Genomic DNA, 19,765 nt, shown 5'->3' with positions numbered 1-19,765 from the left:
TTTTCCAATTGGCACGGCTTGGAAAGGGAAGTTGTTTATCTATCTGGGTTAAAATTACTTATCATCCAAAATGGTTGAAAGCGGAATTGATAACTTGGCTGCCAAATATTCATCGGATTCAATTAAAGTTGGACCGATATGTTTCATCCAAACATCATCATCATGGACATGTTCAACATCATGACGACGAGGGAGGGTATAAGGCAATGATGTATAGAATGACCAGAAATCAATTTCATCTAAATTTCTGACCAGCACATATTCATTATTGTCAGTACATTTAACCAAATTCTGTTTTTCTAGAAGTTGGATATAAACTGGCCAGCGTCCAATTTCACCACGACCTAAAATATTTAGTGCTTCTGCATCAGTCACCACGTCACCCGTTTTCTGTTTTTTATAAAATAATTCCAGAATATCGAGCATCATCAACACAGGATGGCGGGTTTGGATTTTACCTGTATGAAATGCGGTAAGGGCATAGCTGATTTCCACACCCAATAAGACGATATTCCACGATAAAAAGATCCACAACAGGAAAATTGGTACAGCAGCAAAAGCACCATAAACAAGGGTATAGCTGGTGAAATTTGCCATAACAAAACCAAATAGGTTTTTAAGTAGCTCAAATGCAATCGCACCAAAAAGACCTGCAATCGCGGCCGCTCGAACAGGAATACTGCGATTTGGAATCGTCCAATATAAAATGAAAAAGCCTAAAGTAGTCAGTGCAAACGAAATGACCCCAAGTAACGCTGTACCATCAACTTCATAACCTGCAAAGTTATTACTTAAAACATTCATAGAGGCCAATGTTGATGAAATGACAAAGGCACTCCCCAATAAAATCGGGCCTAAAGAAATAATGGTCCAATAACGCATAAAGCCAATGATGCCATTACGCGTTTCTTGAACACGCCAAATCCGATTAAAAACCGTTTCGATACTGGTAAGCATCAGTACTGTGGTAATGAATAAAAACAGCACACCAATAACAGTTAAATTACTTGAGTTCTCGGTAAATACATTAAAAGCTTTATCAAAAGCAATGCTGGTTTTCGGCAAGAAATTACTATAAATCATCTGCTGGAGTTGCTGTCTAGCAGGCTCTAAGGCTTTGATTGATGAGATAATAACCAAGAAAACAGTCAACATTGGAACAACAGCAAATAATGTCGTATAGGTCAGCGATCCCGCTTGTTCACGACAACGATCTGCTTCAAAACGACCAAGTACAAAAAGAATGAATTGAAACCAAGTTTTTTCATAGAAGGGTAGTTTTTTAAGTAATTCAAGCATATATATCTTTGATCTCAATTATTTTTCGGCATATCTTGCATTTTCATTGTCTAGCTTACCCAAAAAAGCAGAAAAATACCGTATAGTTTTATTTTCTTATGTTGAAATCAAGAAATCTCTATGCAAGCTTATGTTCTCGTACTCTATTACAGTAAATATGGATCTACCAAAGAGATGGCACACTTGATTGCCAACGGGGTAGAAGCAGCGGGTGTCGCAGTAAAAATTCGCACTGTGCCGAATCTTTCCACTGTTGTGAAAGAAGCGGAAGCCAGTATTCCAGAACATGGCGATATTTATTGTACATTGGATGATTTACAAAATTGTGCAGGATTGGCTTTAGGTTCACCAACACGTTTTGGCAATATGGCATCTGAAATGAAATACTTTTGGGATCAAACCACCAGCCTTTGGCTAAATGGTGCATTACACGATAAACCTGCTTGTGTATTTACCGCGTCAGGGTCAATGCATGGTGGACAGGAAAGCACATTATTAACGATGTTACCGCCATTGTTTCATCATGGCATGATGATCATGGGGCTGACCAATGCCAATCCAGCCTTATCCAATACCAAATCAGGCGGTACGCCGTATGGAGTCAGTCATGTCAGTGGACCACGTCATGACCAAAACTTAAGTTCCGATGAAAAAGCTTTATGTGTAGAACAGGGCAAACGTCTAGGTGAAACGGTTAAAAAGTTAAACCCATAATTTTTGATGCTCTTGCGAGATCTAGATAAAAATTCAAAGACTTCTCTTTTATCTGGCGTCTAATGGATAAAAAGAGAAGTTCTTTATCATATTGATATTTTATTATTTTAGATTAAAGCGATGATTACATTTTTTACATTGGTAATCAAAAAAGATATTTTGGTCAACAATCACACCTGCTCGTTTACCAAAGCGATTTCCTAGAAATCCACCTGTAATTCCAACACTGATTGCGCCTACGAAGGTTCCTACAGTTCCACCAACAATAACGCCTAAAGGACCTGCAACCGTTCCGATAGCCGCACCAATTGAAGCACCAGAGGCAGCGCCACCTACAGTTCCTGCTGCTGCACCCGCAGAAGTCAATAATACACTGCCTGCTTTGCCTAAAAGTTGTTCATGATCACGGCGTTCTAAGTCTGTAGCGCCACACTTTGGGCACTTTACTGTTTGTTCATCAGTCATTGATTTTTACTCACTCAACAAAGTCCATTTGTCTTCGTTAAGTTATGGTTAAGCGTTATATTCACGTTCACTACTGGCATTTTTGTCATGCTTATCGCTATCGTTACAATCATGTCAGGGATATGACATGATTTTGATTGTAACTGAATACCGTGATCAGTCTTTATATTTTGTGTGAATGTAATAGATAGAATGATTGACACAAGCTTATAGAAACATCTTATTATTGCTTCAGCCGCATTAAACTTTCCTGATTAACGCTACACACCAACCGACCATCTTGCCACATCCGGCCGAAATTAAGCCCTCTGGATTGGCTAGATACTGTGGCATTCATATCATAAAGTAGCCACTCATCTACTCTAAAATCTGTATGAAAATAAATGCTATGGTCTAAACTTGCACTACGTACACCGCCGTTCGCATAGCTGACACCATGCGGTCTAAGTGAAACCGTCAGTAGGTTATAGTCAGAATAATATGCAGCAATGGCTTGGTGCATCATGGGTGTATCTTGTTGAGTGGGAATCGTTTCAAAGGTTTGAAAATATTCAGCATAATTTGTGTCTAATTTTATCGGTTTAAATGGATTGAATGGCTGTACAGGATGGATGTTGATCAAAAATTGACGCATAAATATTGCGCGTGCAGGTTCAGGAACATTCTCATAAATCATTTGTTTAAGTTGTTGTTCTGGGATCAGTTCATCTGGCGAAGGGTAGAGAGGCGGTTCAATTTGATTTTCTAAACCCTCTTCAATATTGGCAAATGAAATCATGGCCGAAAATATAATATGGCCGTTTTGCCAAGCATGGACTTGTCGAGTCGAAAAACTTTTGCCATCTCTTAAATTTTCAACTTTATATAAAATCGGAATATCTGTGCGACCACTGCGAATAAAATAAGCATGTAATGAATGTGCTGGTCGATTGGTGGTTTTTGATGCGGCAATCAATGCTTGTGCCACCAATTGCCCACCGACAAGGTGTGATCCAAATAATCGTGTGTTTTGCCCTTGAAATAGACCATCATCCAATTGTTGTACGTCGAGTAGATCAACTAATTTTTGAGTGATTGATCTCATTTATTATTTACCTGAGTTATCTCTTTATTTACACAATATAGCTGAGGGCTTGATCAAAATAAAAGGTAAAACAAAGACGCTACTGATCAAAAAGCAAAAAAAAGAGCGCCTAAAGTACTCTTTTTTAATGAAAACTTTTGAAGTAAGACCAGCTTATTCTTCTACAAAGCTTACCGTACCGTTTGCCAAAGATTCAACACGTGCCAAAGATTCAACACGGTAGCCTTTATCTAATAACAATTGACGGCCTGGTTGGAAAGATTTTTCAATCACAATCCCAATACCCACAACTTCTGCATCCGCTTGATGAATCAAGTCAGCAAGACCTAAAGCGGCTTGACCATTCGCTAAGAAATCATCAATAACCAAAGCTTTATCGCCTTTGCTAATATGTTTCTTAGAAATCGCAATGGTGCTTTCAATTTGCTTGGTAAAAGAGAATACTTTTGAACGATATAAATCATCTTTAAGGGTTAAAGACTGATATTTACGTGCAAAAATAACGGGTACACCAAGTTCCAAACCAGCCATCACAGCAGGCGCAATGCCTGATGCTTCAATTGTGATGATTTTGGTAATGCCGGCATCTTTAAAAAGACGAGCAAACTCTTGACCGATGAGCTGCATCATCACAGGGTCAATTTGGTGATTTAAGAAAGAATCGACTTTCAGAACTTGATCAGATAGAACGATACCTTCAGCTAAGATTTTCTGTTCTAGTGCGTGCACAGGGAGAATCCTCTAGAGGCAAGGTGCTTTTTAAAGCAAAGGCGTATTTTAAAAAGCACTAAAAAAAATGCAAGCTGAAATTGATCAAAAGGTGAAAAATGTCTTACTTTTTGTAACTGGTCAAGGTTAGGTTATAAGATGTTTTACCATCAACATGTGACATTTTCACGGGTAAATAGTCTAATTGAGGCGCTAACCAGAAAATTGAACTCTTTTCACCATTGTCATGGGTGAGTACAACTTTGACCGTGTTATAGGTTCCCGCAGGGGTTTTAATTGACTCTGTGCCTTGTTTAACAAAGCGACGCGCATCTAAACCTTTTGCATCTGCAATCAAATAACTTGATTTTAGACCTGCACCTTTTAAGTCTTCACGTACTTGTAATTCAGCATTTAACTCATCTAAAGCACCTGCTTTCCATGGGAAAGAACGTGCCTGATCTTTTTTCTTGGTGTTAATGGTTTTGCTGTTTGGATTAAAGTTAATGGTCATGGTGTCATTATGTACCAACACTTTACTGGTACGACTAAAACTACCTGAGTTAATTTGACCATTGGTAAAGCTAAAACGGCTTGTTTCACTTGCAGAAGCAATTGCTGCTGCTTTTGCTGCAAATACATAGGTCCAGTTATTGCCACTTTGACTCAATGTACGGGTCGCAGTACCTAAGTTTTTACCATTATAGGCAAACTGGTAGCTTGCTTGGAACGGACTCATGGCAAGAGCATTGCTTGAAAATCCAACCAATAACATTGCAGTTGAAACACCAGTTGCGATACTTAATGTTTTAAATAACGTTTTTGCCATCATTAAATGTCCTATGCATTTAAAAGTATTTTTGGATATGACACCTATTATGCGGTGTAATTAAAGAGAAAATATTCACTTTATTTCTAATCCTGTGAATTTATGTATACATTTTGATTGCGATAACTTGAAATCTAATCTGCAATTTGAGACTTAACTCTTTTGCTCAATCGGTGTAACTTCAGTTTCAAGATAATCATCTTCGTCCCAGTCTGGGTCTTTATCTTCTCTAAATTTACTAAATAAAGCGGTTAGGTTTACATTACCAATCACCACCAACTCAGTTTCACGTAATTCTGCATGGTTCACATGGACTTTGTTTAATGTGTCCATAATAGAACGATTTTTTCCTAACCAACGATTCAGATCTAAGTGAAGTAATTCATCTTTTACGGTAATGACATTAAATTTTTCTAGGATCATTCCTAAAGGATCTTTTTTCAGTACCTTTTGATAGAAGAATAAAGCAGTATTTACGCCCATCTTATACCAAACATTGGGATAGCTAGCTTCGATCACTTGGGTGTTGCTGATTTGTTCAAAAACAATCAACTGCATATCTTTGTTGAGTTCCATTTGAACTAACTTAAGATCTACAGAAAGAACCAAATGCATGCCTTTGACATTGAGTGTGGCATAAAGTTTTAACCAATCATCATGCAGGTCGGCATGTAAATCTTCTAAAATTTTGACGTTGTCGGTGACAAAACGTTTAAAGGTCGCATTTAAAAATACTTGTGATACTGGAAACTCGCGTTCTTCTTCTATAAAACCTTCTGCTTTTTGGTATACTTGTCGAATACGTTTAACAATGTTAGAAAGTAGCGTCGGCATAAGTATTGTCCCAAATCATCATCATTTTTTAAGGCGATAAACTTGTCGATTATTAAAAAAATACAAGTCTAACGATTGCAGTTTAACAAAAAACATTGCACCATTTTGAGTGTTTTAAAATTACGTTTTTACTTTTACTAAATAAGTCACAAAGTTTGTGAATAATGTAAAGTTAAACTTATTTTAATAAATTTTAAATTTGGCGATTGGGGAATTTTGTCGGATTAATGTCATGATAAAAAAATTATTTGCCAATACACAGCATTCTGAGTATTGGTGGCAAGACGCATTATTTGTTGGAGCTGTTTCTGCAGCTGTCATTGCACATGTACTTTTTTTATCTGTTCAATTTGGAATGCCACAAGAAAATAATACCAGCACAAAAGAAATCGCAATCAGTATTCGCCCAAGTGAAGATGAAATTAAAGATGCAGACTTTTTAGCGCAAGCAAATCAGCAAGGTTCTGGAACATTCCGTAAAGAGCATCGTATTTCAAGTGATATGCCAGCGCAAGCAGAAGACAAGAGTGCGGGTGATCAGCAACTCGAAGCTTTAGAGCAAATACAGCAAAAACGAGAATTGAAATTCGAAGAAAAAGTATTAATGACGGTTCTTAGCTGGCAAAAGCAGGCGGAACAAAACGATCGTAAAAAGGCCATGGAAGAGTTGCAGAGCCAGATGCAGGCTAAAACGGCAATGGTGGCGAGTTTAGAAGCTCAATATTTGCAGAAACAACAAAATTTTAGTAAACAACAAAAAATTAAAACCTTAGATGGTATTCAAGCCAAACAAGATGCATCTGCTGGATATTTAGATAAATTTCGCGAAAAAGTTGAGATGTATGGAAACCGATATTACCCAGATCTTGCCAAACAGCAGCGTCTTTCGGGTGAGGTCCGTTTAATGGTCATTCTCAATAATGAGGGGGGGATTCGTGCTATACGATTGATTGAAAGCTCAGGTCATTCAATCCTCGATGAAGCTGCCAAAAACTCAGTGCGTAAAGGAGCACCTTTTGGACGTTTTGATTCAAAAATGAAAGATATTTCTGAACTGCGGATTGTGCGCACTTGGCGTTTTGACCCAGCTGAATCTGAATTTGAAGTGCGTTAGAAACTGAACAAGATGTAATGGGATTATCTTGATTCTATTTTTTAGTATCTACATTCCTAAATAGACCGATTTTTAAGTGATCTAGTGCTAATAGCTTTTTTGAATTTGGCAAATCTCAACACTAAATTTTTTATACCACTGTTGTTTACCAATTCGTTGAGCTGCTTGATGTTCTGCATCTTTATGCCAAGCCTGGATATCTTCAAGTGTATTCCAATAAGAAAGCGCAACTTCAAAATCATTTTCACAAAGAGACTCAAATTTTTGACAGTTAAACTGGCTCAATGCTTTCTCTCGTAAAAGTTGTGCAGTTTGAAAATACTGTTGATCAAGCGTATTGATCTGTGCCTTAAAGATAACCACATATTTCATTTTCAGTGCTCGGCCTTTACTTTAACTTCTCTTTAAAAAGGGCAATAAAATCAGAAACTGATGTATTAAAGTAAATTGTGATCATGGGCTTGAATCGGTGGAGGAGTCGGTTTCCCTAGAGTTCCCAATAATTCAATTTCAATCATTCTTACCATTGAATCTAAAGGTAAATCATTACTTTGCGTACCAAAAGGTTCTTCTATCTCGGTACTTAAAGCATCTAGCCCCAGAAAAGTATAGGCTAAAATACCCACCAGCAAAGGTGTTGCTAAACCCAGTAATGAACCTAAGCTAAAGGGCAGCATAAAGCAGAAAAAATAGACCGTACGATTTAATAAAACTGAATAAGCAAAAGGCAAAGGAGTGGTTGCAATACGGTCACAACCGGTTTGTACCAAACTGAGCTCATTTACATGTTCATTTAATTGGGTATAGATAATGTCGGAAATTTCGCCTTCTTTGAGCGCTTGCATCAATTCCCATTGGATCAAACTCAGCGTGTATTGCGGCGCATTGGTTTGTTGATACAACTGTGTCAGTGCCTGTTGACTCATACCACTGGTTTCCACCAGCGCATCTGGATTTGCTGTTTGATGTCTCAGACGATCTCTTAATAAGTTTGCAAATACAATCACATGTTGAATGATCCGTTCACGACGCCCTTGAGGGAATATACGACAATCACGGTCAAAGTGACGTGCATTGGCGATCAGCATTCCCCAAAGTTTACGCGCTTCCCACCAACGGTCATAACAGGCGGTATTTTTAAAGCCTAGAAAAATAGAAAGCACCACACCAATCAGGGTAAAGCCAACCAAGGGTAATTCAGGAAAACGATATAAATTGGTATACTCAATGCCACCCACAATTGCAGAAATCAGCATCACAAAACCAAGCGGTGGCAGCACTTTGGGTAAAATCGTACCACGCCAAGAGAGTAATATTTTAAGGGTATCGTTTTGATCGCGGACAATCATACTTTTAAATCTATATTTTTTAGTGATCTTCACCGCTTCAAAGGTGCTTGTCAATCACATTTGTAGGGAAAGTTTTGGGTTTGATGAGTCCGTGTTCAGCAAAGGAGTAGCTTTGCTCAGCAGCAATGATCATATGATCCAATAATTCTATTTCAAGCAGTTGACAGGCTTTTAATATTTCTTGAGTTAAATCGTAATCTTCACGTGAAGGCTTGGCAAAACCTTTAGGGTGATTATGGGCAATAACGATAAAAGTCGCATGTTTTTGTATGACATATCGTAATAATTGATTGATGGAAATATTGCAGTAATTGACTGAACCATAAAATAGTTTTTTAAAACTCAATTTACGTAACTGGCTGTCTAAACACAGTACAGCAAAGACTTCTTGAGATTCTCCGATCAATTCATAACGTAAATAATCTCGGATTAAATCAGAACGACTCAAGTCTAAACCTTGATTCAGTTGATGTTTCAAGTAACGTCGCCCCAGTTCTTTCACCGCCATCAGTTGTGAATACTTGCTTTCGCCAATGCCATGAAATTGTTTTAAATCGTCTAAAGACGAATCAAATACAGCATTTAAATGACCAAAATGTTGAATGAGTAAGCGTGCTAATTCAACAGCAGAGTGTTGTTTTGAGCCTGAGCGTAGAAAAATCGCAAGTAATTCTGCATCGGATAAGCTGTGCGCCCCTTGTAAGAGTAATCTTTCACGTGGACGTTCTTGTTCAGGCCATTGTTTGATTGAATGATTCATTATTTTTCACATTTTAAAATTATTTTACTTCTGATTTTTCTCCCTTGAATGACTTGGGAGATAGACTATTTAATGATATTGTGAGCGCCACTGCAACTGAAAGGTAGCCTGATAGTGAGTTTTGATCTCAGTGTATTTTCTAATAAAAATATTATCCTCGCTGTAACAGGCGGTATTGCCGCCTATAAAAGTGCAATCCTGGTACGTCGTTTAAAGGATTACGGCTTTAATGTATGCGTGGTAATGACCAAAGGTGCACAGGCATTTATTACCCCTTTAACTTTTCAGGCCTTATCAGGCAATCCAGTTCATACCGAATTATTAGATCCTGAAGCAGAAGCGGGAATGGGGCATATTGAATTGGCGCGTTGGGCCGATTTGATTTTAGTTGCACCTGCAAGTTGTGACACCATCGCAAAGTTCGCCGCGGGTTTGGCTGATGACTTGCTCAGTACTTTGTATTTGGCAACCAAAGCACCTGTTTGGGTTGCGCCTGCAATGAATCAGCAAATGTGGGCAGCTAAGCCGACGCAACGTAATCTGAATACTTTAGTTGAAGATGGCGTACATGTGATTATGCCTGAAGCGGGTTCACAAGCTTGTGGTGATGTTGGTTTAGGGCGTATGCCTGAACCTGAAGATTTAGCTGAACAAGTTAAAAATTACTTCCATCAAGCACAACGTGCGATTGCTGAAAAGTTTGGCTTGCTTGCTGGAAAACGTGTGGTGATTACTGCGGGACCAACACGTGAAGCGATTGATCCTGTACGTTATATTTCCAATCACAGTACAGGGAAAATGGGCTTTGCTATTGCGGCAGCCTGTTATTCAGCAGGGGCAAAAGTGACACTATTGGCTGGTCCAGTCAGTTTGGATACTCCGAATGGCGTGCGTCGTATCAATGTTTCTTCTGCAATAAAAATGCTTGATGAAAGCATGCATCAGCTTGAGGAAGGCTGTGACGTGTTTATTGCAACTGCGGCTGTCGCTGACTATCGTGTGGCAGAAGTTGCGGAACATAAGATTAAGAAAGCGGGTGATGAGCTGAATGTTTCGTTGGTGAAAAACCCTGATATTGTGGCGACCATTGCACAGCAGTCAAAGCGCCCATTTATGGTGGGTTTTGCGGCTGAAACCCGTAATGTAGAGGAATATGCAGCAGGAAAACTGGTTGCAAAAAAACTCGATATGATTGCCTGCAATGATGTCTCGCGTGCTGATATTGGTTTTGCTTCTGATCAAAATGCGATGACCGTGTTTTTTGCAGAACAGTATCAGATGGAAAAGCGTGATTTAGAGAAAGCCTCGAAACAAGAGATTGCACAACAATTGGTTGAAGCGATCCACGATGCCTTACACCATGAGATTGAACCAATTTAAGCCTTTCTCTGATTATTTCTGAATATAAAAATGCAACGAATTCGTTGCATTTTTATTTGCTATTTTTTGTGCTTTTAAACTATGTTTAATCTTGGAAATGGACAATAGCCACAATGGGCTTTTTTACACCCAACAATAGCCACAGTTTTAAGGAAGATCATAATGATCAAAAAAACTTTAGCCACCGTCATGATGATTTCTGCTTTAGGTTTCAGCTCAATGACTTTTGCTGCGACGCTACAACAAAATATGCAGGCATTAGGTAAAAACTATAAAGCATTTAATCAAACCAATAATGCCGCTGAAGCAAATAAAGCTTTAGATAATATGCGTGCTGCTGCAACGGACGCTAAAAAAGTCAAACTTAAAGGTCGTGGTGATGCCAGTGCACCGACTTCGACTCAGTTATATGATCAATTGATTGCGCAAATTGATAAGACTCAAGCGCTAGTCAAAGGCGGTCATTTAGATCATGCCAAAATGGAAGGCAAGAAAATTGCTGAAATACGTGATCAAGGGCATAAGATCTATCAATAGTCTTATTGCGCAAATATGCATTTAGATGATTTATAAATAAGGTCAAAATTATAAATCATATATTTATATACTTTCATTAACGTGATTCATATGGTTATAACGCTTGCAATGCCATACTTTACAATTAAAGTTTAAATAGCTTTGCGTAGGCGATGCCTCACTTTTCAGAGATGAAAAGGTGACAAAAATCTTCCGTTGGGCGAGGGGTACGTCCTGTACCCCCGCCCAACAGCGACATCCATGTCGCCACACGATAGATCGACCATATACGATTCAATAATACAAAGAATCAGGTAAATTTATATAGATTGCGTATGAACTACTTGTTTTTTGACGAACGTAATTTTGAAGAATAGATTTATCCATTTAAAAGCCGTTAGTTTTAATGACTAACGGTTTTTTATTGTGAGGAGATTTTTAAACGATATTGAATCACTAAACTCAGCACGATTCGGATTTGCTCATTGCATAACAACTGTTAAGTTAGATGTAGAAAAGTGAGGAGAAATGCGATGCAACAGCACCATCAGTTTGAACGTATTGCAAAAGCCATTGAATACATTAAACACAATTTTAAAGCACAACCGAATTTAGATGAGGTGGCTGCGCATATTCATTTAAGCCCTGCACATTTTCAACGCTTATTTACAGAATGGGCTGGTACCAGCCCGAAGAAGTTCTTGCAATATATCAGCATAGAACATGCAAAAAACTTGTTAAAACAAGAGCATTCGGTATTTGATGCGACTTATGATACAGGACTATCGAGCACCAGTCGGTTACATGATCTATTTATACAAATTGAAGGGATGACACCTGCTGAATACAAAAGTGGCGGAGAAAATTTAACCATCCACTACCAGTATGCTGAAACACGCTTTGGAATAGTTTTAGTGGCTTCAACAGCCAAAGGGATTTGCTTTATGTCTTTTGTGGAGCATGCGCAAGATGCCTATAGTGCACTCGTTGAAAAATTTCCTAAAGCAAGATTTTATCAGCAAGCAGATGCCTTACATGAACATGCTTTGGCCATTTTCTCATCTGAACAAAAACCATGGAGTCAAATTAAGCTGCATCTAAAAGGTACTGATTTTCAGCTTAAAGTTTGGGAAAGTTTGCTTAAAATCCCGATGGGACAATTGGCGACCTATGCAGACCTTGCAGAACAGATTGGAAATCCAAAAGCTTCCCGTGCAGTCGGTACTGCGATTGGCAATAACCCAGTGGCTTTTTTAATTCCATGTCATCGTGTGATTCAAGCGACAGGTGTTTTAGGTGAATACCATTGGGGAAAAACACGTAAAGCCGCAATGATTGGCTGGGAAGGTGTGCAAGTACATGCCAGCGTTTAATTCACAACAAGCAAAAGCGTTGCTCAATAAAATTGAGGGTTTAGATTGGGAGTCAATCCATGCTCAGATGCATACGCAAGGCTACTCAATCCTTAAAGACTTTTTATCTGATGAATTGTGTGAGTTGATCAAAAGTCATTATAACCATCAACAACTGTATCGAAAAACCGTCACTATGCAGCAACATCGTTTTGGATATGGCGAGTATAAATATTTTAATTATCCACTACCAAACTTGCTTCAACAGCTTCGAACTCAGTTTTATCCGTATCTGGTTCCTATCGCCAATGCTTGGTCTGATGCTTTAAAGTTGGATCGACAATATCCAGATTCACATCTTGAATTTTTACAACAATGCCAACAAGCGGGTCAAAATAAGGCCACTGTTTTGATTTTGCACTATCAGCAAGATGGTTTTAATACCTTACATCAAGATCTATATGGCGAGGTCTATTTTCCGATCCAAATGGTATTTGTTCTTAGTCAAGTCAATAGCGATTTTACCGGTGGTGAGTTGGTGTTGACTGAGCAAGTACCACGAGCACAGTCAAAAGCCATTGTTTTACAACCTGATCAAGGGGATGTGTTAATTTTTACCACGCAGTTTAGACCCAAGAAAAGCACTAATGGCTATTATCGAGTCAATATGAAGCATGCTGTCAGTCAGGTGCGTACAGGGGAGCGTTATACATTGGGGATTATTTTTCATGATGCTGTGAGTTAAATGATGATTAAGCATGATGACATTGAGCGTTTGGCGTTATATCGAAAAATCAGGAATGCTGAAATTTTATTTGCAGGCAATCAAAAGCTAAAAATTTATGGACGTTTAAACTGTGGTTCGGGCAAGCGTATGTTAAAAGCCAATCGGGTGTTCTTTAGTAGTGAAGCCGAAGCCTTGGCATTGCAATTTCGCCCGTGTGGACATTGTATGAAATCAGCCTATGTGAAATGGAAAAATGCAACAACTTGAGTTTCTAACCGATCCCCATGAGAATTTGCTTCCACAAGATGGAACAGTGAATTATTTCGGAAAAATCATGGATGAAGCCATCGCCAATGATTATTTTGAGCAATTGCTAACGCATATTGAATGGCAAAATGACCAAGCGATTATTTTTGGCAAAAAGATTATCACCAAACGGAAAGTGGCTTGGTATGGAGATCGCGCTTTTGAATACACTTATTCAAATAGCTCCAAATATGCCTTGCCATGGATTGAAGAATTACTCGAACTGAAACAACAGATTGAATTGATCACGGGTGAAACATTTAATTCTTGTTTACTGAATCTTTACCATACAGGTGAAGAGGGTATGGCATGGCACAGTGATGGTGAAACAGATCTAAAAAAGAATGGTGCAATTGCATCTTTAAGCCTAGGCGCAGTTCGAAAATTTGCCTTTAAACATAAAAATAGCCAAGAAAAGATTGAGGTTTTTCTCGAAAATGGCAGTTTGCTGGTCATGAAAGACACCACACAAACATATTGGTTGCACCGCTTAGCCCCAACAAAGAAAGTGCATACGGCTCGGATTAATCTAACCTTTAGAACAATCGATGAATCATGATTTTTCCTCACGGATAAGCCAAACAATTGCGGCAAAAATAAAATTGATTAAACTCCCATAAAAAATAAAACTGTAGGGAATCATGTTGAGTAAAACTTGAGAATAACTTAGTGGATAAAAGGGATACATATCTGCATGCATCAAAGCATCTAAAAAAATATGACTAAAACTACCGACCAAAGCACTGACTGTCGCCACTTGCCATGTGATCTGCCAGTTTGCTTGTTTGAATAAGTGGCGTAAGCAAAACTCACTCATTACTTTACCTATGGGGACTGCAAGCAAAGCAATCAACAAAGCACCAAGTAAATTATGGGTATATAAATGGAGTGTGGTCCAGCCTCGAATGATGCCAAATAGAGGTTCTATATCCATCAAAACCTGAACACCAGAGAAAATTAACAAGCTAAATTTTTTATTTGCAATGGCTTTACAGCTTGCGCCTAAGCCCAAATGTAAGGGAGTAAATGGCATTGTTATTGTTCATGCTTATTGTGATGTTTAAATTATAAAAAATTGCATCACCCACGGTTGTGAAGTTTGGGTGATTTTTATCTGATCAAATATAAAAAAGACCGCATAGTGCGGTCTTTTAAACTTAATTATTGAGAAATTAAGCTTGGCCTTCAGCAGCAGCGCCTTGGGCACGTTCCATATTTGCTTCAAACTCTGCATCAAAATTGATTGGCGTAAGAAGTAATTGAGGGAAGCTACCTTTCGTTACAAGATCATTAACTGCTTCACGCAAGAATGGGAACAAAATGTTCGGGCAGTAAGCACCTAAGATGTATGGAAGACGGTCTTCTTCAATACCATCAATCAAGAAAATACCTGATTGTGTTACATCGACGATAAATGCTGTATCGCCAGCATTGTTCGCTTGCACAACAACTTTTAAAGACACTTCAAAGTGGGTTGCATCCACTTTTTCAGCAGCAGAAGACAAGTTGATGTTTAATTCTGGTTGCCATTCTTTGGTAAAAACTTGAGCCCCAGGTACTTCAAAAGAAATGTCTTTTGTATAAATACGTTCTAAAGCAAGTTGTGGTTGAGCTTGTTGTTCTTCACTCATTCTTTATTCCTTAAATTTTAAGAAGTGATTCATTAATTAAGTTGTGGATTAACCAAGTAACTCATCGAGTTTGCCGGCTTTTTCTAAAGCATAAAGCTGGTCAAAACCACCGATAAATTCATTATTAATAAAAATTTGTGGCACTGTACGGTGTCGAGTTTTCTGGATCAGCTCAGTCTTAACTTCAGGTGCTTCTTCATCGAGATTGATTTCGGTAAAAGCAACACCTTTACGCTCAAGTAGAGATTTCGCACGTACACAGTATGGGCAAAAAGTTGTTGAATATACTTTTACTTCAGCAGTCATGTTGAGCTCCTTAAGCTTATTTTTTAGCTTTAACTAATGGCAAGCCTTGGGCTTTCCAGTTACTGATACCACCATCAAGACGATAGCTGTCTGCATGGCCGACTTGTTGTAAAGCACTTCCTGCAACTTGACCTAAGTTACAGATAAATACTAAAGGACGGTCAGCAGTTTTTAACTCTTCAATGTGACTGGCAATTTGACTGTATGGAATGTTGCGGCTGCCACTCACATGACCTTCACGGAAATCTTTAGCATCGCGTAAATCAATCAACATCGCATTTTTAGCTTTCACTAAAATACCAAGTGATTGTGGTGAAATCTTACGACCACTGCGTTGTCCTTCAAAAATAAAGAACAAGATCGCCAGTACCCCTAAAATACCAAATAAGAAGGGGTGATTCCCCATAAACTCAAACCAACGTTCCACAAGTCACCTAATTACAATCAAAAATTGCGTCGAGTATAGCGTATATATATGGTGATCAAAATCACCGCTTCAAGGTTCTCAAAGAAGAAATTTAATTTTTTTGTTGCGCATCAGTGATTTCTTCAATTAAACGTAAATAACTTTCATGTCGTCTGGCTAGAATTTCACCATTTTCTACCGCTTTTTTAATTGCGCACTGTTTCTCATGCGTGTGGGTGCAATTACGATATTGGCAATGTCCAATCAAATTAGAGATTTCAGGAAAGCCTGCATCAATCTTTTCTAGGCTCAAATGCCAAAGCCCAAATTCACGGATGCCGGGCGAGTCGATCAAAGCACCATTTTCACCAAAACGAATCAAACGGGTAGAGGTGGTTGTATGTTGTCCGAGTGCTGAGTTTTCAGAAATAATATTGGTCTTTTGTTCTGCATCAGGAACGATGACATTAATCAAGGTACTTTTGCCGACACCTGATTGCCCAACGAAAGCAACGGTTTCATTGTCGAGTCGTTGCTTTAATTCGCTAATATCACCTTCAGACTGAGTGATCAGTACTTCATAACCTAAGTCTTGATATTCTTTAATGAGATCTAAAATAGGATCATTTTCTTTGAGTAAATCTGATTTGTTTAACACCAAAAGGACTGGAATATCCGCATCTGCACATGCCACCAAATAGCGATCAATCAGCGTAGGTGCTGGCTCAGGCAGTGTTGCAAAGACGATGACGATTAAACTGATATTGGCTGCGACAGGTTTAACTTTATGATAACGATCGGGACGCGTTAACAATGAAGTCCTTGGATGAATGGCAGTGATGATGCCTAAACCTGTATTTGGATCTGCTTGCCACTGAACTTTGTCGCCCGTCACTAACAGCTCTAAATTGGTTCGTGTATGACAGCGCCAGACACTGCCTAATTCAATCGGTTTCCAAAAGGGCTCTGGATCACCTTCATTGACGATGGGTTTTTGCGGATGTTGAGTAGGAACAGAAAGGGCTTGTACTTCGAGTTGTCGTCCATAATGCTGAACAACAAGACCTTCAAGGTCATTGGAAGTGTCGATTTCTTCTTGACGTGTTTTATGTTGTTTCTGAATGCGGCGTTGCTGCTGTTCAGTTAAACGACGTTTACGAATTAAAGCCATTCATATCCTAAAAACCTTAAAAATGAGAAGGCAAAAATACCATGACAGGCGAATGAATTACAGCGAAGATGCAAGAAATTTGCTACTATTCATTTTTTATTGGCCTAATAAGATTGCACTATATGAGCAGCACTCCGGATACCCGCTTAATTTGGATCGACCTAGAGATGACAGGTTTAGATACAGATAATGACAAGATCATTGAAATTGCGACAATTGTAACAGATGATCATTTGAACATTTTGGCGGAAGGCCCTGTGCTCGCAGTGCATCAATCAGATGTTATCCTCAATGCAATGGATGAGTGGAACACCAAACAACACGGTCAGTCAGGTCTGATTGAACGGGTACGTCGTAGTAAACTCACAGCGCAAGATGCAGAGCAGCAAACCTTAGAATTTTTGAAGAAATGGATTAATCCTAAAACTTCGCCAATGTGTGGTAATTCAATCTGCCAAGATCGCCGTTTTATGCACCGTTTAATGCCTGAACTTGAACAATTCTTCCATTATCGTAATTTGGACGTGTCTTCAGTGAAAGAGTTAGCAAAACGCTGGAGACCTGAAATTATGAGCGGTCTAAAGAAAAATGCTTCACATTTGGCAATGGATGATATCCGCGATTCGATTGCTGAACTTAAATATTATCGTCAGTATTTCTTTATCGCCAATCAAGATTAATCATTTGAGTGGTTAAATCTCATTACATATCAGATTGAAAGAAGAGGCTTTTTAGCCTCTTTTTTTGCTATGCATTTTGGTTTTTTAAGCTATACTAAAGCTGATGTCCTCTGACAACTCGTTACAAAAAATAGCAAGCAGTTCAAATTGTTTGCATAAAAAACGTTTTAATATCCTTATATATATTTGAATTATTACAAAGAGATTGACTATGCAAAGTAATAACCCAATTTTAACGCGTGCGGAAACGTATGCAGATTATGAACAGCCAATGACTGTACAAGGCGCAATTCAAAAATCAGTTTTATTGACTGTTATTGCGGCCATACTCGGTGTTGGAATTTTTTTCTATAGCTTTACCACAATGAATGTTGGAATTGCCTATGCTGCCGCAATGGTCGGTGCAATTGGTGGTTTGATTCTTGGATTGGTTGCTACATTTAAGCCGAATACGGCACGTGTTTTAGCTATTCCTTATGCGTTCTTTGAAGGTGCATTTTTGGGTGGTGTTTCAGTGATCTTCCAACTGAAGTTTCCGGGCGTACCATTACAAGCACTTTTAGCTACATTTATTACAACTTTAGTGATGTTTGGTTTATATAAATTCCAAATTATTCGTGCAACTGAAAAATTTAAATCTATTGTGATTTCAGCATCTATCGCAATTGCATTGGTTTTTGTGGTGCAGTTCATTATGCGTTTGGCTTTTGGTTCAAGCATTCCATTCTTATTTGAAAGCAGCATTTTAGGTATTGGTTTTGCTGCATTTGTTGCGGTGATCGCATCATTGAACTTGATTCTTGATTTCGATTTGATTGAATCTGCTGCTGCACAACGTGCACCGAAAGCTTATGAATGGTTATGTGGTATCGCTTTATTGGCAACATTGGTATGGATGTACTATTCATTCTTACGTTTATTGAGCTTGTTGCAAGGTGATGATTAATCATTCCCTTTATATAGATTGATAGATTTGAAAAGGCGCACTCGATTCAGTGCGCTTTTTTTATGTTTTTAGTAAACTTTTAAAAAAAGATGCATTATGCAATTTAGTTATGGGTCAAGACTTGGCATTATGCTTACAAAATTGATCAGGTGAGAATTTCATGGCACAAGGACTATTGGCAGGTAAACGCTTTTTAATCGCGGGTATTGCAAGTAAATTATCCATTGCATTTGGTATTGCTCAGGCATTACATCGTGAAGGTGCAGAACTCGCATTTACTTATCCAAACGATAAACTAAAAAAACGTGTAGATGATTTTGCAGAACAATTCGGTTCTACTTTAGTTTTCCCTTGTGATGTTGCTGTGGATGCTGAAATTGACCATGCATTTGCTGAATTAGCGAAGCATTGGGATGGTTTGGATGGTGTTGTACATTCAATCGGCTTTGCACCTGCGCATACACTTGATGGTGATTTCACGGACGTCACAGATCGTGAAGGTTTTAAAATTGCCCATGACATCAGCGCTTATAGTTTTGTTGCTATGGCACGCGCAGCAAAACCTTTATTGTTGGCTCGCCAAGGCTGTTTATTGACTTTAACTTACCAAGGTTCAGAGTCTGTTATGCCAAACTATAATGTTATGGGTATGGCGAAAGCATCTTTGGAAGCAGGGGTACGTTATTTAGCATCAAGCTTAGGTGCTGAAGGTATCCGTGTAAATGCAATTTCAGCAGGTCCAATCCGTACTTTAGCGGCATCTGGGATTAAATCTTTCCGTAAAATGTTAGATGCTAATGAAAAAATTGCACCGTTAAAACGTAATGTTACGATTGAAGACGTTGGTAATGCAGCCTTATTCCTATGCTCACCTTGGGCAAATGGGATCACTGGTGAAATCCTATATGTCGATGCTGGTTTTAATACAGTCGGTATGAGCCAGTCAATGATGGACAGCGAATAGCATTTAGTCTATATAACAATTTGAATTAAAAATATAAATCTCAACATTAAGCATTTAATGTTGAGATTTTTTTACAAATTTTAAAAAATTAACCGATCAATAAACTAGGATTCAATCGTTTTTTTTGATTAAATATTCATAAATATTAATATTATTTTAAGTTTGATAAAAAAATGAATTTTGCCAATATATTTTCGGCTCTGCAACACCTTGGATTGACTGCG

The 19,765-nt window shown here is 38.4% G+C and carries 25 protein-coding genes; 11 read left to right on the top strand and 14 right to left on the bottom strand.

What is annotated here, in order from left to right; genetic code table 11:
• Nucleotides 1-54 precede the first annotated feature (54 nt).
• Nucleotides 55-1,299, bottom strand: coding sequence for a YihY family inner membrane protein (locus FY049_RS10335; protein WP_004725788.1), 1,245 nt, complete (start codon nucleotides 1,297-1,299; stop codon nucleotides 55-57).
• 120 nt (nucleotides 1,300-1,419) lie between these two features.
• Here FY049_RS10335 and wrbA point away from each other — a divergent pair, with 120 nt between their 5' ends.
• Nucleotides 1,420-2,013, top strand: a complete 594-nt coding sequence (wrbA, locus tag FY049_RS10330; protein ID WP_446083690.1) for an NAD(P)H:quinone oxidoreductase — start codon at nucleotides 1,420-1,422, stop codon at nucleotides 2,011-2,013.
• 102 nt (nucleotides 2,014-2,115) lie between these two features.
• On the opposite strand, the gene FY049_RS10325 is transcribed toward wrbA, so the two are convergent.
• From FY049_RS10325 to FY049_RS10305, 5 genes are all read right to left on the bottom strand, one after another.
• Nucleotides 2,116-2,478, bottom strand: coding sequence for a hypothetical protein (locus FY049_RS10325; protein WP_004725792.1), 363 nt, complete (start codon nucleotides 2,476-2,478; stop codon nucleotides 2,116-2,118).
• 223 nt (nucleotides 2,479-2,701) lie between these two features.
• The gene (locus FY049_RS10320) at nucleotides 2,702-3,562 is read right to left on the bottom strand and encodes an acyl-CoA thioesterase (RefSeq protein WP_446083689.1); all 861 of its coding nucleotides are present in this window, start codon (nucleotides 3,560-3,562) and stop codon (nucleotides 2,702-2,704) included.
• A gap of 153 nt (nucleotides 3,563-3,715) precedes the next feature.
• Complete coding sequence (locus tag FY049_RS10315) at nucleotides 3,716-4,291, bottom strand: xanthine phosphoribosyltransferase (protein WP_004725796.1); 576 nt, start codon at nucleotides 4,289-4,291, stop codon at nucleotides 3,716-3,718.
• A 103-nt stretch (nucleotides 4,292-4,394) separates the two neighbouring features.
• Nucleotides 4,395-5,099 (bottom strand): DUF3108 domain-containing protein, encoded by a 705-nt coding sequence (locus FY049_RS10310; RefSeq protein ID WP_446083688.1) that lies wholly within the window; start codon nucleotides 5,097-5,099, stop codon nucleotides 4,395-4,397.
• 153 nt (nucleotides 5,100-5,252) lie between these two features.
• Nucleotides 5,253-5,933: a hypothetical protein gene (locus tag FY049_RS10305; RefSeq protein WP_004725799.1), complete on the bottom strand. Its 681-nt coding sequence runs from the start codon at nucleotides 5,931-5,933 to the stop codon at nucleotides 5,253-5,255.
• A gap of 232 nt (nucleotides 5,934-6,165) precedes the next feature.
• Between FY049_RS10305 and FY049_RS10300 the strand changes: the two genes are divergently transcribed.
• Nucleotides 6,166-7,047 (top strand): energy transducer TonB, encoded by an 882-nt coding sequence (locus tag FY049_RS10300; protein ID WP_004725801.1) that lies wholly within the window; start codon nucleotides 6,166-6,168, stop codon nucleotides 7,045-7,047.
• 87 nt (nucleotides 7,048-7,134) lie between these two features.
• Here the strand turns inward: FY049_RS10300 and FY049_RS10295 are convergent, their stop codons facing one another.
• The 3 genes from FY049_RS10295 to radC form a co-directional block, all read right to left on the bottom strand.
• Nucleotides 7,135-7,419, bottom strand: a complete 285-nt coding sequence (locus tag FY049_RS10295; protein ID WP_056512243.1) for an antibiotic biosynthesis monooxygenase family protein — start codon at nucleotides 7,417-7,419, stop codon at nucleotides 7,135-7,137.
• 65 nt (nucleotides 7,420-7,484) lie between these two features.
• On the bottom strand, nucleotides 7,485-8,396 hold the full coding sequence (locus FY049_RS10290; protein WP_004725806.1) for a bestrophin family protein: 912 nt from the start codon (nucleotides 8,394-8,396) through the stop codon (nucleotides 7,485-7,487).
• Nucleotides 8,397-8,433: 37 nt separating this feature from the next.
• Entirely contained in the window at nucleotides 8,434-9,156 is a 723-nt protein-coding gene (gene radC, locus FY049_RS10285; RefSeq protein WP_151957006.1) for a RadC family protein, read from the bottom strand.
• A 114-nt stretch (nucleotides 9,157-9,270) separates the two neighbouring features.
• Between radC and coaBC the strand changes: the two genes are divergently transcribed.
• The 6 genes from coaBC to FY049_RS10255 all read left to right on the top strand — a co-directional run bounded on the left by coaBC (nucleotide 9,271) and on the right by FY049_RS10255 (nucleotide 13,996).
• Nucleotides 9,271-10,536, top strand: coding sequence for a bifunctional phosphopantothenoylcysteine decarboxylase/phosphopantothenate--cysteine ligase CoaBC (coaBC, locus tag FY049_RS10280; RefSeq protein WP_446083687.1), 1,266 nt, complete (start codon nucleotides 9,271-9,273; stop codon nucleotides 10,534-10,536).
• Between the two features lie 162 nt (nucleotides 10,537-10,698).
• Nucleotides 10,699-11,073: a cytochrome b562 gene (locus tag FY049_RS10275; RefSeq protein WP_004725812.1), complete on the top strand. Its 375-nt coding sequence runs from the start codon at nucleotides 10,699-10,701 to the stop codon at nucleotides 11,071-11,073.
• A 512-nt stretch (nucleotides 11,074-11,585) separates the two neighbouring features.
• On the top strand, nucleotides 11,586-12,425 hold the full coding sequence (locus FY049_RS10270) for a bifunctional transcriptional activator/DNA repair enzyme AdaA (RefSeq protein WP_151802579.1): 840 nt from the start codon (nucleotides 11,586-11,588) through the stop codon (nucleotides 12,423-12,425).
• The gene (locus FY049_RS10265) at nucleotides 12,412-13,149 is read left to right on the top strand and encodes a 2OG-Fe(II) oxygenase (protein WP_446083686.1); all 738 of its coding nucleotides are present in this window, start codon (nucleotides 12,412-12,414) and stop codon (nucleotides 13,147-13,149) included. The genes FY049_RS10270 and FY049_RS10265 overlap by 14 nt, the downstream gene beginning before the upstream one ends.
• Before the next feature lie 3 nt (nucleotides 13,150-13,152).
• On the top strand, nucleotides 13,153-13,398 hold the full coding sequence (locus FY049_RS10260; RefSeq protein ID WP_056512381.1) for an Ada metal-binding domain-containing protein: 246 nt from the start codon (nucleotides 13,153-13,155) through the stop codon (nucleotides 13,396-13,398).
• Nucleotides 13,385-13,996 (top strand): alpha-ketoglutarate-dependent dioxygenase AlkB family protein, encoded by a 612-nt coding sequence (locus tag FY049_RS10255; protein ID WP_004816947.1) that lies wholly within the window; start codon nucleotides 13,385-13,387, stop codon nucleotides 13,994-13,996. Before FY049_RS10260 ends, FY049_RS10255 begins: the two co-directional genes overlap by 14 nt.
• On the opposite strand, the gene FY049_RS10250 is transcribed toward FY049_RS10255, so the two are convergent.
• The 5 genes from FY049_RS10250 to rsgA form a co-directional block, all read right to left on the bottom strand.
• A complete protein-coding gene (locus FY049_RS10250) occupies nucleotides 13,991-14,470 on the bottom strand; it encodes a DUF4184 family protein (RefSeq protein ID WP_151957010.1) in 480 nt (159 codons plus the stop codon). The genes FY049_RS10255 and FY049_RS10250 overlap by 6 nt on opposite strands.
• A gap of 139 nt (nucleotides 14,471-14,609) precedes the next feature.
• Nucleotides 14,610-15,068: a protein-export chaperone SecB gene (secB, locus tag FY049_RS10245; RefSeq protein WP_004725824.1), complete on the bottom strand. Its 459-nt coding sequence runs from the start codon at nucleotides 15,066-15,068 to the stop codon at nucleotides 14,610-14,612.
• 48 nt (nucleotides 15,069-15,116) lie between these two features.
• Entirely contained in the window at nucleotides 15,117-15,374 is a 258-nt protein-coding gene (gene grxC, locus FY049_RS10240; protein ID WP_004725827.1) for a glutaredoxin 3, read from the bottom strand.
• A 16-nt stretch (nucleotides 15,375-15,390) separates the two neighbouring features.
• Nucleotides 15,391-15,801, bottom strand: a complete 411-nt coding sequence (locus tag FY049_RS10235) for a rhodanese-like domain-containing protein (RefSeq protein ID WP_004725828.1) — start codon at nucleotides 15,799-15,801, stop codon at nucleotides 15,391-15,393.
• Nucleotides 15,802-15,892: 91 nt separating this feature from the next.
• The gene (gene rsgA / locus FY049_RS10230; RefSeq protein ID WP_004725830.1) at nucleotides 15,893-16,951 is read right to left on the bottom strand and encodes a small ribosomal subunit biogenesis GTPase RsgA; all 1,059 of its coding nucleotides are present in this window, start codon (nucleotides 16,949-16,951) and stop codon (nucleotides 15,893-15,895) included.
• Nucleotides 16,952-17,073: 122 nt separating this feature from the next.
• Between rsgA and orn the strand changes: the two genes are divergently transcribed.
• From orn to FY049_RS10215, 3 genes are all read left to right on the top strand, one after another.
• Complete coding sequence (gene orn / locus FY049_RS10225; RefSeq protein ID WP_004725833.1) at nucleotides 17,074-17,631, top strand: oligoribonuclease; 558 nt, start codon at nucleotides 17,074-17,076, stop codon at nucleotides 17,629-17,631.
• A gap of 211 nt (nucleotides 17,632-17,842) precedes the next feature.
• Nucleotides 17,843-18,577: a Bax inhibitor-1/YccA family protein gene (locus FY049_RS10220; protein ID WP_004816949.1), complete on the top strand. Its 735-nt coding sequence runs from the start codon at nucleotides 17,843-17,845 to the stop codon at nucleotides 18,575-18,577.
• 160 nt (nucleotides 18,578-18,737) lie between these two features.
• On the top strand, nucleotides 18,738-19,541 hold the full coding sequence (locus FY049_RS10215) for an enoyl-ACP reductase FabI (protein ID WP_004725837.1): 804 nt from the start codon (nucleotides 18,738-18,740) through the stop codon (nucleotides 19,539-19,541).
• Nucleotides 19,542-19,765 lie beyond the last annotated feature (224 nt).

It is taken from the genome of Acinetobacter sp. 1125_18A, assembly GCF_052824985.1.
Note: the sequence above shows the minus strand (reverse complement) of the source record. Positions and strands in the feature narration are given on the sequence as shown.